We start from the raw sequence: 16,275 nt of genomic DNA, 5'->3' as shown, positions 1-16,275 counted from the left end.
GATGAGTTATGTTTTTAATGCTGAAGAGAAAGAAAAAATTATTGATGCTGTCAGTGTATGCACCGGAATGAAGTTCGATCTGCATGATAAAGAGTATAAGGCAGTTGCGGTGGTGAGTACGAACTGTGAGCCCTTTTATCAAACATTGTCAGATATGATTGGTGAAAAGCTTTCTGGTTTTGTGGTTTTTGATGAGAGTGTCAAGAAGGTTTTCAAGAGTGCTAAGTTGTGGCTTGATGTGGCGATCGATGCGAACGGAGGGAACGGTGCTTATTCAGCGTTGATCCGTGCTTACACAGTGCGGCAAGGACAGTTGCGACTGAATAAAATGTTTAGTGAAGAATTGATGCAGGAGTCATCGAACCAGGTGGCCGTCAACTTCATGAATACTTTGCTGTACGGATCAATTGAATTCAACTTGGCACCGTGGACCGTGCCTGCAATTGACCAAATCGCTTCCATCGATGCAAGCGCCATCGGTAAAATACTGTTTCCTCAGGAAGGAGCGGAAAAAGACACCGCTGCAAGTCGCAACGCTGGATGGTCTGGCACAATTGGCTTTAGTCTGTTGGGCGGGGAATATCCCTATGAAACGTGGCGATTGATTTCGGCAGGTGATCCCGACTCGGAAATAAAAGGAAGACACGAACTGGCGAGAGTTAATAGGCTGGATGATTTTAAGAATATCTTGTTCGCCATCGATTCCTACAATGTAGCGCTTGAAGCAGTGGCCAAAAATTTTGGTTGGAATGCATTTGAGAGCCTGTTTTCAGTTGTGCCTGAGCAGATAAATATTGCGCGCAGCAGTCGAAGTTATAATCCGTTCATCCAGTCTATTATCAAAGGTACACCTATTTCATCCGCGGTGGATTTGATATTAAGGTATGGGGTGAATGCCTTCCTTGATATGTTCAAACTAACCTATGATGGTGTTTCTTCAGCGTCACTCACTACAGATGCAACATTTGCCGCAAACGCCCATGCGTTTTTCTCGTCTTTATCACCGAGCCAATCTCAAAATATTGTTGCCAGGGCAATTAGAGAATATGGCAGCGCTTCTGATTGGGGAACACTAGCGGCCCAGGAGTCGCCTGCCGGGATGGCGCTACGGAATTCCCTGAAATACTTGAGTGAAATAGTCATTGAAAGAATTGACGGTTTTTCAGGGAGGGGACTAGAACTCTACGACTCTAAAACCGGCGAAGGCTTTATCACCGAACGATGGCTGGTTGATCGCGCGGATATGTTAGGTCGCTTGATAGCCAGGACCAACGGATCATTCGGAGAAAACACGATTCAGGCCCATTCCTACTCGGATCTTCAATCAGGTAAACAAGTGTCTATGACTACCGGGGTTTCAAATCCTCTGGTGATGTTTGGTGATGATGGAAGTCGTTCGCTCAGCGGCGGCCCCAATAGCGACCATCTCTATGGTGGCTTGGGTAATGACACGATCATCGGCCTCGAAGGAAATGATTACATTGAAGGTGGTCAGGGGCGTGATTGGTTAAAAGGCGGAGATGGCAGAGACGTGCTACGCGGTATGTCTGGGGATGATGTATTAGTCGGCGGTCAAGGTAACGATATTCTGATTGGAGGCGTTGGCAGTGATCGATACGAGTTTTCGAGTGGTGATGGCGTCGATCAGATTTCCGACTTTGACGTTGATGGCCAGATACTTATAAATGGTTTACCTATTCCTGCCCTTAAGCGTAGTGGTCCTCTGAGCAATACTTGGGTTACGGAAGATGGGGCTATCGCTTTAACTGTCATCGAAGAGCTTTCTGAAAAAACGCTCCATATCAAATACGGCCGGAATGATCTGGTTTTTATTAAACACTTCACGCCTGGCATGTTGGGCATCCTTCTCCCGGATTACCAAAGCCAGGACTTTTCAGGGCCTGGTCTAACCGTCGTGGGCGACTGGAAAGCAAAAGACACCGACCCCACTGTTCCCGGTGATCAGCTCGCTCATGATGAATTGGGCAACGTTATCGTGCGTAAGGTGAAGCAGAGAAATAAGGCAGATGTGCTTCACGGATCGACGAACGACGACGTCCTAATCGGGCTTGGTGGCTCCGATCAGCTATTTGGTAAAGCCGGAAATGACCGGTTGTTTGCAGATCAGCCGTTAACAATCGAACAAGCGATGGCTGCTGGAGCTGGTCCCGGAAAGGCAAGTCGTGGCGATTGGCTTGATGGGGGGCAGGGTGAGGATCTACTCGTGGGCACTGAGTCCCGAGACGTGCTGCTCGGTGGCGACGGTCCAGATACGCTCATGGGAGGAGCTGGCGATGACAATTTATCCGGTGATGATGTGACCGGGATGCTGGAAAAAACCTGGAATTTCAAAAGGATTGATGTCCCCATTGGTGAAGGTGTCGTTAGCAAGCGTAACGTCTTTGCCCGTGCCTCTCTCAGCGCTCCTGCGGGAGGTGGCAATGACGTTCTTTTTGGTCAGGGAGGCAGTGACTTTATCAACGGCGGCTGGGGCGATGATTTACTCGATGGTGGAACTGAAAATGATGTTTTGAGTGGCGATGGGGGGAATGACACTCTTCATGGTGGCAACGATAACGACATTTTGTTGGGTGACAACCTGGATTGGGGAGGCGGTCTGCAAAGTCGGCACCACGGCAACGATTTGTTGGAGGGGGGCGATGGTAATGATTCCCTGGCCGGTAATGGTGGTAGCGATGTGTTGTACGGCGGTCTCGGTAACGATGAGCTGACCGGCGATGACTTTGTTTTGCAGGGTGTTGAGGGTAACGCAGCAAATTACTTCGGTAATGATTTTCTGGATGGTGGTGCAGGTGACGACACTCTACAAGGTGGCGGTGCTGATGATTCTCTTTATGGCGGCGCCGGCAACGATGTTTTATCCGGGGATTACTCCGATCACCCGGCTCGATACCAAGGTAATGATTTTCTAGATGGCGGTACTGGTGATGACACGCTTCGAGGCATGGGGGGCTCCGACACGCTGATAGGGGGCGAAGGGAATGACGCCTTGGATGGAGACGAGCACAGCCAGCCAGCCGGACTAACCAATAATGACTACATTCGAGGTGACGCTGGAAACGATACGCTCTGGGGAGGCTTAGGCGCCGACACGCTTCACGGTGGTGCCGATGATGACTTCTTGCTGGGTGATTATGAGCAAACACCCGAAACAGAGCACGGAGCGGACTATCTTGATGGCGGTTCAGGAAATGACACCCTAATAGGCGGTGGCGGAAACGACACTTTGTATGGTGGTGCAGGTGCAGATTACCTTCGCGGTGGTTCCGGTAATAACGTATATAAAGGAGGCCGCGGCAACGACTATTTGGATGGGGAAGACGGCGATGATACCTATCATTTTGGCATTAGTGATGGGCTCGATGTTATTGCTGATGCAGGCGGAAACAACGTCATAAAGTTCGACCCTGGATTTACTGTGGGTAATTTAAAAGCTGACATCATTGTTGTAGATGTTGGTCCGGTATTACGAATTTTTAACGGGCTGGGTGATGCTGTCCTGATTCGTGGTTACGATAAATGGCAATATTCATCGTTCAGTTTTAGTGACGGTTCTGTTTTAAGTTTTCAGGACGTTATGAAAATAGTCCATGGCCCGACAGATGTTTCGTCCTTGGCGGAAACGTTTGTGGTGCAAGGCGTAGACGACAATGTTGGGACTGCAAATAATGCTCATATTAAGGCGCAATCAGGAGGTAACGAAAAATCCAATGAGGCGGAGGTTATCAATAATGCTGTGGTTGATATCCCACGAGTTGAAGCTGATACCGGTAAACTGTGGAGTGAAGAGTTTCTGGGGACTCTGAAAAAACGCCGCTCGGCATTCATACTAGCATCGGGTTTTGTACTGAATGCTCAAGGTGCCTGGAGCAAAAGTCATATCACTGATGATGATTACAGCTACCACGAAAAAACCAACCTGATTATTGAAAGCTTCCAGGCAGGATCATTGTCAGAGACCCCGGAGCGAATGAGTCTGGTTTCTGGGAGGGCGGTAATTAGCGAAAGAACTTCAAGTGCAACGTCCCATGCTGAGTCCAGACTCCCTGTAGTAGGCGGTATGAAATACAAGCCAAAACAAGAGCCACAGTATTACCCCTCCGGCTCAAGCCATGGTGGTTTTTCTTTAAGTGCTGGGGAAGTTATTGTCGAGCATAAAAGCGCGACTGGTTTCATTCAAGGTTGGTATGTGTATCCACCTGGAAGCTTCGAAGGTAGTGAGTTGAGTTATAAGAAATTCATTTGGGATGTGACGACTGAATCTATCACTCACCAAATTGTTCAAGGCGATGATGAGGGTGGCAGGGTAAATCTCGAAGCCGGTAATATTTTTCATGGTGGAACAGGTGACGACTTGGTGGTTACTTATGAGGCTCCCAATATTTTTTATCGAGAGTATGAGGATAGGATGTCCGGTGCGTTTTTGTCAGGCGGGGCAGGAAACGATACGCTGCTCGGATCAGAGGGCCAAGATTATTTGATCAGTGGCTCAGGGCATGATTGGCTTTACGGAGGAAATGGTCCAGATACTTATATAATAGCCGCGCATAGTGGAGCGACTACTATTGTTGCGGATATTTTAAGCCCTGTTTTTCTTCGTCCAGAAGTGGGCGTTGCCGAGTGGAAAGCTGAGTTCGGATTAGACGATACGGACACCATTAGATTTCCTGAAGGGGTAACGCTTGAGCAGTTGCAGTTAAGCTGGGGTGCTGTGTTAGTTGAGGCGGTTAATATTGAGTTGGCGCCAAACCCCAAACCCGACACCTATCGCAATCCACCCCGTGGACAGATGCTGTATTCGACACTTGATATCTCTTGGAGTAAAGATCAACAAGTTCGCATTGTATTGCCGAATGCTAGTGATCTCGGCGGTTCTGGCATTGAAGTTGTGAAGTTCGCAGATGGGTCAGACATCAGTCTGGAACGCCTTATAAGTAATGGTGAATTGGGTCCCGCGCCTGATACTTATCGCCACGGTGTTTTTATCGATAATGCGCCGGAGTTTGTCTCCCTTAGGGATGATAAAAAACTCCCCCTTGTTGGCGGTCAAGGTAATGATACTTTGAGCGGTAATGGAGATATGCGGGGCATGCAGGGGGATGACGTGATCTCGGGTGGTGCAGAGGACGATATCCTGTGGGGAGGGCCTGGTAACGACACTTTAAACGGCGGCGCGGGTAATGATATTTACAAGTATGAGGGGCTTGGAAGAGATTTAATTGTTAATGCGTCTGGCGGTATGGATGGAATCGATTTTACAGACTTTGGTGCATCCATTCATCAGTTGAAATTTCATCGCGATAATAACGATCTCGTCGTAGTGGTGAATTATGGTGTGGCTCCGAAGATACGAGTGGCCAATCATTTTTTAGGCGGTGACTCCGCGATAAGTTTTGTAAGAACTCAAGGAATGGATAGAACCACTCAGGACTACACCGCTGATCAATTGGTTGGGCTTCTACATCCTCTACCCCCGCTAAGGGATATGGACGATATATTTCTACGTGGTGAGGAGGGGGTTTTGGAGGCGACCAAGGAAATAGCTGAATTTTATGGGCTTAAAATTTAGCTACAGCCCCGAAAAAAAACAGGCAGTGATTATTAGCTAGATCGTACCAAGCGACTTGATCTTGAATTAAAGCCGCCCGCGATAGCCTCCTTTAATATGGCTATCGCGGACAACGCCAGCATTTTAGTATTCGGATAAATCCGCCAGCGGATGCCGACCTTCCCAAGCCTTCTGAAAGTGCGCATCCACCACCGCACCCGGCACATTATTGATGTCTGGCCAATGCCAATGCGGTTTCTGGTCCTTATCAATCAACCGTGCCCGCACACCCTCGCTGAATTCCGGATGACGGCAGCAGTTGAGGCTCAGGGTGTATTCCATCTGGAAAACCTGAGCCAGAGACATATGCCGGGCCCGGATGATTTGCTCCCAGACCAAGTGCGCGGTCAGCGGCGAGCCTTCGCTCAGGGTTTTTGCGGCACGGCTGAGTAACGGATCGGCGCTGTCGCGTTGCAGGCTGATGGCTTTCCAGGCGCAACTCACATCACTGACATCCAGCAGTTCATCGATGTGCTGGCGCCGTGGCAACCACTGGGCTTCGGGCATTTGTGCAACCGCTTCCTGCTGCAAGGCCTTGAGCAAACTGTTGAGTTGCATCGGCGTTTGCTCCTGCCAGTTCAGCTGCAGCAACCCTTGGATCAATTCCTCTTGCTGTTCATCCAGCAGGAAGCGGTCGGCGAGGTCCAGGTCGATGGCATCGCGTCCGTTCATATGGGCGCCGGTCAGGCCCAGAAACAGGCCGAGTTTGCCGGGCAGTCGCGAGAGGAACCAACTGGCGCCAACGTCCGGGTACAGGCCAATGCTGATCTCGGGCATCGCCAGCCGACTGCTCGGCGTGACAATCCGGATGCTCGCGCCTTGCAACAACCCCATCCCGCCTCCGAGCACATAACCATGGCCCCAGCAGATCAACGGTTTCGGGTAGGTGTGCAGTTTGAAGTCCAGGCGATATTCCGCCGCAAAGAAGTGCGCGGCCAGGGGCGGCACCTCTCCGGGATGCGCACGACAGGCTTCCACCAGGCTGCGCACTTCACCGCCCGCACAGAAGGCCTTGGCGCCGTTGCCGCGCAGTAACACGCAGACGATTTGCGGGTCCTTGGCCCAGGTGTCCATTCGATCGCTCAGGGCGTTGATCATCGGCAAGGACAGGGCGTTGAGGGACTTTTCGGCATCGAGGCTGGCGATGCCGATGCGCGCGCCGTCGGTGCCGGTGAGTTCTTCGAAGTGCAGATTCATCGTGACCTCGATCGGGAATTTGAGCGTTCAGTATGATCGCTGTTGAGGAAAGTGCCGGATGTGCGTCAGATCAATTGACAAGCGTGATGGGCTTTCCTAGGGTTCGCCCCATTGTTTTTGCCGGATGTAACCATGACTGCTGACGACCGTATCAAACTCGAACCGAGCTGGAAGGAGGCACTGCGTGCCGAATTCGACCAGCCCTATATGGCGCAGTTGCGTGAATTCCTGCAACAGGAGCGTGCGGCAGGCAAGGAGATCTATCCTCCGGGCCCGATGATCTTCAACGCACTCAACTCCACGCCGCTGGACAAGGTCAAGGTCGTCATCCTCGGTCAGGATCCCTACCACGGCCCGGGCCAGGCCCATGGTCTTTGCTTCTCGGTGCAACCGGGCGTCCCGGCACCGCCGTCGTTGGTGAACATCTATAAAGAGTTGAAGCGCGACCTGAACATCGATATTCCCAGCCATGGCTACTTGCAGAGCTGGGCCGACCAGGGCGTGCTGATGCTTAACACCACCATGACGGTCGAGCGCGCCAATGCCAATGCGCACAAGGATAAGGGCTGGCAGTTTTTCACCGACCGGATCATCGAGGTTGTCAGCGAGCAGCAGCCGCATCTGGTGTTCATGCTGTGGGGCGCGCATGCCCAGAGCAAGCAGAAGCTGATCGACGCGACCAAGCACCTGGTGCTGACGTCGGTGCATCCGTCGCCGTTGTCCGCGTATCGCGGATTCCTGGGCTGTGGGCACTTCAGCCGGACCAACAAGTTTCTTGAGCAGAATGGCGAGACGCCGATTGAGTGGCGGTTGCCGCCACTCTAAAAGCATCGCGAGCAAGCTCGCTCCCACAGGGTTTTTGTGAACGCTGAAGATCCAGTGTGGGAGCGAGCTTGCTCGCGATGGCGGCACCTCGGTCTCAAGAGGACTCGGGCATCCGGTTCCAATACTTGAACAACGGCTCCGCCAGAAACAGCACAAACAACAACCGCATCACCTGCATCGCCGTCACCAGCGGCACCGACAATTGCAGCGTCTCTGCCGTCAGGCTCATCTCCGCAATCCCGCCGGGCATCATGCCCAAAGTCAGCGAACGCAGATCCAGATGGGTCAACGCACTCAACCCCAGCGCCGCCGCCGTGGCGATCAACATGGTCAACACCGTGCCGATCAAGGTACGTCCCATGAACGAAGGCGCCCGCCGGAAAAACTGTCGGTTGAAGTGACAGCCCAGGCCGCTGCCGATCAGCCATTGGCCAATCTGACTGCCGCCGTGGGGCAAACCGATGTGCAAATCCCAACCGATGCTCACCGCTGCACTCACCAGCAACGGCCCGAACAGCCACGGATTGGGTTGACGAAGACGCTCCCAGAGCCACGCCGCCAAGGCGCCTGCCGGGAACAAAAGGGCCAGCCACCACCCATTGACGGCTGTCGGATGAGCAACCGGCGCACCGTCCCCCAACAGATACTTGAACGCCGCCGGCACACACAGCACCACCACCAGCACGCGCAGACTTTGTCCGGCCGCGACACGGCTGAGTACTGCGCCATTGCGCGCGCCGAGGTTGACCATTTCCCCGGAACCGCCGGGCATGCTGGAAAAGAAGGCAGTGGCGCGATCCTCGCCGGTACGGCGCATCAACCAGACGCCGACCACGGCCGACAGGCTGGTGACCAGCGCACCGAAGAAGATCAAACCGAAATGACTCAGCACCTGCTCCATCACCACCGGGGTGAAGTGCAAACCGATGCCGATTCCTACAATCCACTGGCCGCACTTGCGGCCGCCAGGGATTTCCGCCAATTGCCACGGCGTCAGGCAGCGCACGAGGATGATCGCCAGCAACGAGCCGACCATCCACGGCAGCGGCCAGCCGACCTGACTGGCAAGGAAACCGCCCAGCGCGCCGACCAGCGGCGTACCCCACCAGGCGTTGAACGGTGTTCGATCAGACATCGGCGATCGTGCGTTGGGCAGCCGAACGTTTACGCCAGATACGCACGATCGGCATCAACAGCATGATCGCGGTCAGTACCCAGACACCGAACGTGATCGGGCTCGACCAGAGGATTTCCAGCGCACCGTTGGAGATCGACAGCGCCCGACGCAGGTTCTGCTCCATCAATCCGCCAAGGATGAAACCCAGCAGGACGGGCGACAACGGGAAGTCCAGCTTGCGCAGGAGGTAGCCGAAGATGCCGATGCCGATCATCAGGAACAGGTCGAACGTGGTGGCGTGTACCGCGTAGACGCCGATCCCGGTGATGATCGCGATCACCGGCACCAGTGCCCAGTTCGGCACGGCGAGGATGCGGGTGAAGATGCGGATCATCGGGATGTTGAGGATCACCAGCATGATGTTGGCGACGAACAACGAAGCGATCAGGCCCCAGACGATGTCGGGTTGCTGTTGGAACAGCAGGGGCCCCGGTGTGATGTTGTACAGCGACAGGGCGCCGATCATCACCGCCGTGGTGCCCGAACCCGGAACACCGAGGGTCAGCATCGGCACCAGTGCGCCGCATGCTGCGCCACCGATGGCGGTTTCCGGTGCCGCCAGGCCACGCATGTCGCCCTGGCCGAAGGTGCCTTTGGCGCCGGCAATACGTTTTTCGGTCATGTAGGCCACGGCGCTGGCGAGGGTCGCACCGGCACCCGGCAACACGCCCATGATGAAGCCCAGCACACCGCAACGAATGTTCACCACGAACACCGCCGAGGCTTCCTTGAAGTTGAACATCATGCGGCCGGTGGCTTTCACCGCTTCCTGACCGTGGTGGGTTTTTTCCAGCAGCAGGAGAATTTCACTGATGGAGAACAGCCCCAGCACCAGCACGACAAATTGAATACCGTCGGTCAGGTGGATGTTGTCCCCGGTGAAACGGTACACACCGCTGTTGGCATCGATGCCGACGGTCGACAAAAACAGGCCGATCAACGCGGCAATAAACGTCTTCAGCGGTCGGTCACCGGCCATGCCGCCAAGGCAGACAATGGCGAATACCATCAGCACGAAATACTCCGCCGGGCCAAAGGCAATCGCCCATTTCGCCAGTAGCGGGGCGAACAGCACCATGCCACAGGTGGCGATGAACGCACCGATGAACGAACTCCATGCCGACAACGACAGCGCGACACCGGCCAGGCCTTTGCGGGCCATCGGGTAACCGTCGAGGGTGGTCATGACGGTGGACGCTTCACCGGGAATGTTCAGCAGGATCGAGCTGATTCGCCCGCCGTATTCGCACCCCAGGTACACCGCCGCCAGCAGGATCAATGCCGATTCCGGCGGCAGGCCCAGGGCAAACGCGATCGGAATCAACAGCGCCACGCCGTTGATCGGGCCCAGACCCGGCAACAGGCCGACCACAGTGCCAATCAGGGTGCCGCACAAAGCGGTCACCAGGTTGTACGGGCTCAGCGCGACGCCGAAACCCTGACCCAAATAGCCAAGCGTATCCATATCAGTTCTCCAGAACGTCGAGCACGCCCAAGGGCAGCGGGACATCCATCAACTTGTCGAACAGCAGGTAAAGGCCGACGGCCATTAGCGTGATGATCACAATGCTGGGCACCCAGCGACCGCCGTACAGGCGCGCCATCGGAATGCCGATCAGGATGCTGGCGACGATGAAACCAAGGGGTTCGAAGGTGCCGGCAAACACCAGCAACAGCGCCACGCAAATGCCGATTTTGTTCAGGGTCTCGCGGTCCATCGGGGGTTCGTCAGCGTCGTGCTTGATCGGTGCGGGACGAAATACCATGTACAGCAGCGCAAGGCCCATCAGCCCGAGCATCAGCAGCGGAAAGGCTCGCGGCCCCACTGGTTCGTAGGAAAAAGCCGCTTGATACGGCCACGCCATCAGCGCCAGGCCAACACAGGCCAGCAACAGCACCGAAGCAAAAATGCGTTGTAAGAGCATGGGAAACTCCTGTGCCGCAGCCCCGCGAAACGGGGCCGCGGCCGCTAGACAGAGGCGATCACTGGATCAGGCCGAACTCTTTGGCCAGCACTTTGTAGTCCGCAACCTGCTTCTTCACGTAGGTGTCCAGCTCCGGGCCGGTCATGGCGAACGGGAACAGTTCACGCTGATCGCGCAGCTTGGCGAAGTCTTCGGACGCCAGCAGCTTGTCGAAAGCGTCTTTCCACCAGGCGTAGTCTTCGTCGCTGACCTTTGGCCCGAGGTAGAAGCCGCGAACCACCGGCCAGACGATGTCGTAGCCTTGCTCTTTGGCGGTCGGGATGTCTTTCATTTCCGGCTCGTCCAGGCGCTTCTCGGCGAACACGGCCAGCAAGCGCATGTCGCCGCTCAGGATGTGTGGCATGGAGTCGGAGATGTCGGTGCTGCCGACCTGAATGTGGCCGCCGAGCAGGGCGGTGGCGATTTCACCGCCGCCTTCGAGGGCGACGTAACGCAGGTCACGCGGGTTGATCCCGGCGGCCTTGGCGATCAATGCGGTTTGCATCCAGTCCTGGCTGCCGACGGTGCCGCCGGAACCGATCACCACTTTGCTCGGGTCTTCTTTCAGTGCCTTGACCAGATCGTCGAGGGTTTTATAAGGCGAGTCGCTTTTCACCGCGATGGCGCCATAACTGGTACCGACGGCAGCCAGCCAACGCACGTTGGTTTCATCGAAACGCCCGAACTTGCCTTGGGCCAGGTTCAGCAAAGAGCCGCTGGACCACGCCACCAGCGTGCCGGCATCGGCGGGGCGCTGAGCGACCACCGCGTTGTAGGCCACAGCGCCGACACCGCCGGGCATGTAGGTCACGCGCATCGGTTTGGTCAGCAGTTTTTCGTTGACCAGCGCGCTCTGCGCCAGTTTGCAGGTGAGGTCGAAACCGCCGCCCGGGGAGGCCGGGGCGATGCATTCCGGACGTTTGGGTTCGGCCATCAATTGGCCAGCAAACAGCATGCAGCTGGCGGCGAGGGCGAAACGGCGCAGTGATCGATTCATTATTGTCTCCACGGGAGTTTTTGTTTTTGGGGATGTTTCAGGTGCGGCGGTTTCGCGTCGTGCAGCCGACAACGGCGCTGGCAAGCATCAACGACGGGATTCTGAAGAAAAGGTGGGGCGGGCAAGCCTGAAGCTGTGTGGACAGCATGGTGCAGTACCTCGTTTTATTGTTCTTATTGGCGAAAACGCGTCATGGCGTTTTTCGGGAGCTACATTTCAAAGCACGACTGGAAGGCCGGCAGTCGAAACCCTCCGTGGTGCGACTCTAACGGCCCAACCTTTCACTAACCTTTCAGCAGGCTTTCACGGTTTTCGGGCTTCACAGCAGCGGATGCGGCTGTAAACTCCGCGCCAAAGAATGGCGTCGACCATCCCCTGAATGAGGTAAAGATCCATGCGCGTTCTGCTCGTCGAAGACCATTTGCAGTTGGCCGAAAGTGTCGCCCAGGCGCTCAAGAGCACCGGGCTGACCGTGGATGTGCTGCACGATGGCGTCGCCGCAGACCTGGCCTTGAGCAGCGAGGAATACGCCATGGCCATTCTCGATGTCGGCCTGCCGCGCATGGACGGTTTTGAAGTGCTCGCGCGCTTGCGCTCTCGGGGGAAGAACCTGCCGGTGCTGATGCTGACCGCGCGCAGCGACGTCAAGGATCGGGTGCATGGCCTGAACCTTGGCGCTGACGATTACCTCGCCAAACCCTTTGAACTGACCGAACTCGAAGCCCGGGTCAAAGCCTTGTTGCGCCGCAGTGTGCTGGGCGGTGAGCGTCAACAGCGCTGTGGCGTGCTGGCCTATGATCTGGACACCCGGCGCTTCACCCTCGGTGAAGAATTGCTGACCCTGACTTCGCGCGAACAGGCGGTTCTCGAGGCGTTGATCGCCCGGCCCGGTCGGGTGATGAGCAAAGAGCAACTGGCCTCCCAGGTGTTCGGCCTGGACGAAGAAGCCAGCCCTGACGCCATCGAAATCTACGTGCATCGCTTGCGCAAAAAACTCGACGGCCAACCGGTCGCGATCGTGACGTTCCGTGGCCTTGGCTACTTGCTGGAAAGCCGCGATGCATAAGCCCAGCAGCCTGCGCTGGCGGTTGCTGTGGAACCTCGCGCTGTTGCTGGTGGTGTTAATGCTGGCCAGCGGTTTGAGCGCGTATTGGAATGGTCGCGAAGCGGCCGACACGGCGTATGACCGCACGTTGCTGGCGTCGGCGCGAACCATTGCGGCGGGTGTCACCCAGCGTGACGGCACGCTCAGTGCTGACGTGCCCTACGTGGCGCTGGATACGTTTGCCTACGACAGTGAGGGGCGAATTTTTTACCTGGTCAATGACATCCATCAAAACTTGATTTCCGGTTACGAAAACCTTCCTGCGCCACCGCCCGGAACGCCGCGCACCGATGACTACCCGGCGCTGGCACGGTTTTACAACGCCACCTATCGCGGGCAGAACGTGCGGGTGGTCAGCCTGCTCAAGCCGGTCAGTGAGCCGAACATGAATGGCATGGCGGAAATTCGCGTGGCCGAAACCGATGAAGCGCGGGTCAGCATGGCGCGCAGTCTGGCGGCGGATACGCTGCTACGGCTAGGCATGCTGGCAATTGGCGCGCTGTTGCTGGTGTGGTTCGCGGTGAGTGCGGCGTTGCGTCCGCTGGAGCGCTTGCGCACGGCGGTGGAAGAACGCCAGTCGGATGATCTTCGGCCATTGCCGTTGGTGGAAGTGCAGCACGAATTGTGGCCGCTGGTACGCGCGCTCAATCACTTTACCGAGCGGTTGCGCGGACAGTTCGAGCGCCAGGCGCAGTTCATCGCCGATGCTGCCCATGAACTGCGTACGCCGCTGGCAGCGCTCAAGGCGCGGCTGGAACTTGGCCTGCGGGCGAGTGAACCGGAAACCTGGCGCAGTACCCTGGAAACGGCGGCCCAGGGCACGGACAGATTGACCCACCTGGCCAATCAATTGCTGTCGTTGGCACGGGTCGAAAACGGTGCACGGGCCATTGCCGAGGGCGGCGCGCAGTTGCTGGATTTGAGTCAGTTGGCCCGGGAGTTGGGCATGGCCATGGCGCCGTTGGCCCATGCGCGCGGCGTGGCCCTGGCACTCGAAGCGGACGAGCCGGTGTGGCTGCGCGGTGAGCCGACGTTGCTGAACGAACTGCTGAGTAACCTGGTGGATAACGCGCTGGCCCACACGCCGTCGGGCGGCAATGTGATTCTGCGGGTCACGGCACCGGCGGTGCTGGAGGTCGAGGATGACGGGCCGGGGATTCCGGTGGATGAGCGGGATCGGGTGTTTGAGCGCTTTTATCGGCGTAATCAACAGGTCGCCGGGTCTGGGTTGGGGCTTGCGATTGTGGGGGAGATCTGCCGCGCGCATCTGGCGCAGATCAGTCTGCATGATGGCGAGACGAAGGGGTTGAAGGTTCGAGTGAGTTTTATTGCCGGGGAGTGAGGGTGCTTGGTATGGCCTCATCGCGAGCAGGCTCACTTCTACAGGGGATTTTCAGTTCAGCGCAGATCCAGCGTAGGAGTGAGCCTGCTCGCGATGGGGGGCGACGCGGTCTCGACTAGTAAAACATCGACCGCGATTCTTCCAGATCCTTGATCACCGCGTCGTTTTCCAGATCAATCCCAAGCTTCTTGAATGAAGGCACGCTGGTCAGGTCGAAACGGGCCAACGGGTGGTCGCTGTCCTTGTGGCAATACAGGCTGGCCACTTGCACCAGATCCACATAATCAATCCGCTCGGATTCACGCTTGAAGTCCAGGTATTGTCCCGGAACCATCACCAGTTTCTCCGGAAACTCCCAAACCCTGAGCAGTTTGTCGCCGATCAGGGGGTGAATGTGGTCGATCACATGGTTGAGGCTGACCGGGTCGGACAGCAGCTCATAGTGATCTTCGGCGTAGGTCAGAATCGGCAACACGCCAATCTGATGCACCAGACCGCCGAGGGCGGCCTGGTCGGGCTTGAGTTGCGTGTAGCTGCGGCACAGCGCATAGCTGACCCCGGCGATCTCCAGGCTTTTGCGCCAGACATCGTGCATCTTCTGCTGCACCACCTCGGAGCGGGCGTGGAAAATCTGTTCCATCACCAGACCGATCGCCAGATTGCTGCTGTAGTTGACGCCCAGTCGCGTGATCGCCGTGTGCAGGTCGTTAACTTCTTGAGTCGCGCGCAGCAGTGGGCTGTTGACCACTTTGATCAGGCGCGCCGACAACGCCGTATCACGGCCGATCACTTTGCTCAGGGTGCTGACACTGATTTCCGGGTCTTCGGCGGCCTTGCGAATCTGCATGGCCACTTCCGGTAACGTTGGCAGAACCAGGTCATCGTTATCGATGGCCTCAACCAAATCCTGTTGGACCTTTTCCGCCAGATCGCTCATTTCGTTTCTCTAGGTGTTGCCACAAATGCTGCGGTTAACGCTGGATCTCGCGATCGCGGTCCAGTGAGTAAGGCAGGTCGAGCAAGTTCAGGGCGGGTCCTTCCAGGGTGCCGAGATGAATGTCGCCACCCTCGGCAGCTTCGGCTTGCAGCACGGCAAGGAGTTCAATGTTTTGTTCCGCGTTGGCCGCCAGCACCACTTCGCCGATGGAACTGCCATGGCTCGGGGAAAACAGCGGCGTGCCGGGGGCGGGCAATTCGCTGGCGTCCAGGGTCAGACGGTACAAGCGGCGCTTGAGTTTGCCCAGGTACTGCATGCGCGCGACGATTTCCTGACCGGTGTAGCAGCCTTTCTTGAAGCTCACACCACCGACGGCTTGCAGGTTGAGCATCTGCGGAATGAATAATTCTCGTGTTTGCGGCATGACCTGACCGATCCCTGCGCGGATCTGGCCCAGCAGCCATTGATTCAAAGTGCCTTCGGCCAGCAGGGCGGACAGCTTGCCCTTGATGGCGACGGCCTGATCGGCGGCGACCCACAGTTCCGCGCGATCCGGCGAGACGCGGATGGCGATCAGGCCTTCGAGACGCACGACACTGTCGGTGTCTGCCGGCAACGCCAGGCCAAGGCTGCTCAGCGCGGCATCGCCATGATCAAGGCCGAAGCGGACCCAGGCGGCGCTTTCGTCGGTCAATTTGGATTTGGAGAACACGGCGTACTTCTTCAGGTCCGCCAGTTGCGGTTCCAGCAGTTCGGTGGCCATGGCCATCACTACGCCGTCACCTTCCAGCAGGATGCGGAAACTCGACTGCATCCGGCCTTTTTGCGTACAGCGCGCGCCCAGGCTGGCCTGGGTTTCACTGAGGTAATTGAGGTTGCAGGTCAATTGGCCTTGCAGGAATTTGCCGGCATCCGCGCCGCGGACCGCGAGAACGCCTTCGTGAGACAGGGTGCAGAAAAAAGCAGAATCGGCCATGGGTCATCGCAGGGTAAAGAGTCTGGGGGACATCATAAGGGGGCGCCCGTGAAATGGGTAGTTCACAAAAGGTCGGCAGTGCCCGACCAAAGCCGACTGTTCGACGAGGCGCGGGGCTGTATACTT

11 protein-coding genes are annotated in these 16,275 nt (G+C 56.6%); 4 read left to right on the top strand and 7 right to left on the bottom strand.

The annotated features are described in order from the left end of the window. Window position 1 precedes the first annotated feature (1 nt). The gene (locus SB725_RS05385; protein WP_410921404.1) at window positions 2–5,590 is read left to right on the top strand and encodes a calcium-binding protein; all 5,589 of its coding nucleotides are present in this window, start codon (window positions 2–4) and stop codon (window positions 5,588–5,590) included. 123 nt (window positions 5,591–5,713) lie between these two features. Here the strand turns inward: SB725_RS05385 and SB725_RS05380 are convergent, their stop codons facing one another. Beyond that, on the bottom strand, window positions 5,714–6,826 hold the full coding sequence (locus SB725_RS05380; RefSeq protein WP_027925549.1) for an enoyl-CoA hydratase/isomerase family protein: 1,113 nt from the start codon (window positions 6,824–6,826) through the stop codon (window positions 5,714–5,716). 132 nt (window positions 6,827–6,958) lie between these two features. Here SB725_RS05380 and ung point away from each other — a divergent pair, with 132 nt between their 5' ends. Continuing rightward, a complete protein-coding gene (gene ung / locus SB725_RS05375) occupies window positions 6,959–7,651 on the top strand; it encodes a uracil-DNA glycosylase (protein ID WP_027925548.1) in 693 nt (230 codons plus the stop codon). Between the two features lie 94 nt (window positions 7,652–7,745). Here the strand turns inward: ung and SB725_RS05370 are convergent, their stop codons facing one another. Genes SB725_RS05370 through SB725_RS05355 form a run of 4 tightly spaced genes read right to left on the bottom strand, consistent with a single transcriptional unit; the run spans window position 7,746 to window position 11,789 of the window. Then, window positions 7,746–8,786, bottom strand: a complete 1,041-nt coding sequence (locus SB725_RS05370) for an AbrB family transcriptional regulator (RefSeq protein ID WP_027925547.1) — start codon at window positions 8,784–8,786, stop codon at window positions 7,746–7,748. Further along, window positions 8,779–10,293: a tripartite tricarboxylate transporter permease gene (locus tag SB725_RS05365; RefSeq protein WP_027925546.1), complete on the bottom strand. Its 1,515-nt coding sequence runs from the start codon at window positions 10,291–10,293 to the stop codon at window positions 8,779–8,781. Before SB725_RS05365 ends, SB725_RS05370 begins: the two co-directional genes overlap by 8 nt. 1 nt (window position 10,294) lies before the next feature. Continuing rightward, window positions 10,295–10,753 carry a tripartite tricarboxylate transporter TctB family protein gene (locus SB725_RS05360; RefSeq protein ID WP_027925545.1) on the bottom strand — a complete coding sequence of 153 codons (459 nt, stop codon included), beginning with the start codon at window positions 10,751–10,753 and terminating at the stop codon, window positions 10,295–10,297. A 58-nt stretch (window positions 10,754–10,811) separates the two neighbouring features. Continuing rightward, entirely contained in the window at window positions 10,812–11,789 is a 978-nt protein-coding gene (locus SB725_RS05355; protein WP_027925544.1) for a Bug family tripartite tricarboxylate transporter substrate binding protein, read from the bottom strand. Between the two features lie 394 nt (window positions 11,790–12,183). On the opposite strand from SB725_RS05355, the gene SB725_RS05350 reads away from it, so the two are divergent. Together SB725_RS05350 and SB725_RS05345 are read left to right on the top strand one after the other, a co-directional pair. Then, window positions 12,184–12,855, top strand: a complete 672-nt coding sequence (locus SB725_RS05350; protein ID WP_007944085.1) for a response regulator — start codon at window positions 12,184–12,186, stop codon at window positions 12,853–12,855. Continuing rightward, window positions 12,848–14,236, top strand: a complete 1,389-nt coding sequence (locus SB725_RS05345) for a sensor histidine kinase (RefSeq protein WP_027925543.1) — start codon at window positions 12,848–12,850, stop codon at window positions 14,234–14,236. The genes SB725_RS05350 and SB725_RS05345 overlap by 8 nt, the downstream gene beginning before the upstream one ends. Window positions 14,237–14,351: 115 nt before the next feature. Here the strand turns inward: SB725_RS05345 and SB725_RS05340 are convergent, their stop codons facing one another. Together SB725_RS05340 and SB725_RS05335 are read right to left on the bottom strand one after the other, a co-directional pair. After that, window positions 14,352–15,173: an HDOD domain-containing protein gene (locus SB725_RS05340; RefSeq protein ID WP_027925542.1), complete on the bottom strand. Its 822-nt coding sequence runs from the start codon at window positions 15,171–15,173 to the stop codon at window positions 14,352–14,354. A 34-nt stretch (window positions 15,174–15,207) separates the two neighbouring features. After that, on the bottom strand, window positions 15,208–16,149 hold the full coding sequence (locus SB725_RS05335) for a YgfZ/GcvT domain-containing protein (RefSeq protein ID WP_027925541.1): 942 nt from the start codon (window positions 16,147–16,149) through the stop codon (window positions 15,208–15,210). Window positions 16,150–16,275: the final 126 nt, after the last annotated feature.

The sequence above is a fragment of the Pseudomonas sp. SIMBA_041 genome (genome assembly GCF_046535095.1).
In the GTDB taxonomy this organism is placed as follows: Bacteria; Pseudomonadota; Gammaproteobacteria; order Pseudomonadales; family Pseudomonadaceae; genus Aquipseudomonas; species Aquipseudomonas mucoides.
The sequence above is the reverse complement of the archived record's forward strand: the minus strand, read 5'-3'. Positions and strand labels throughout refer to the sequence as shown.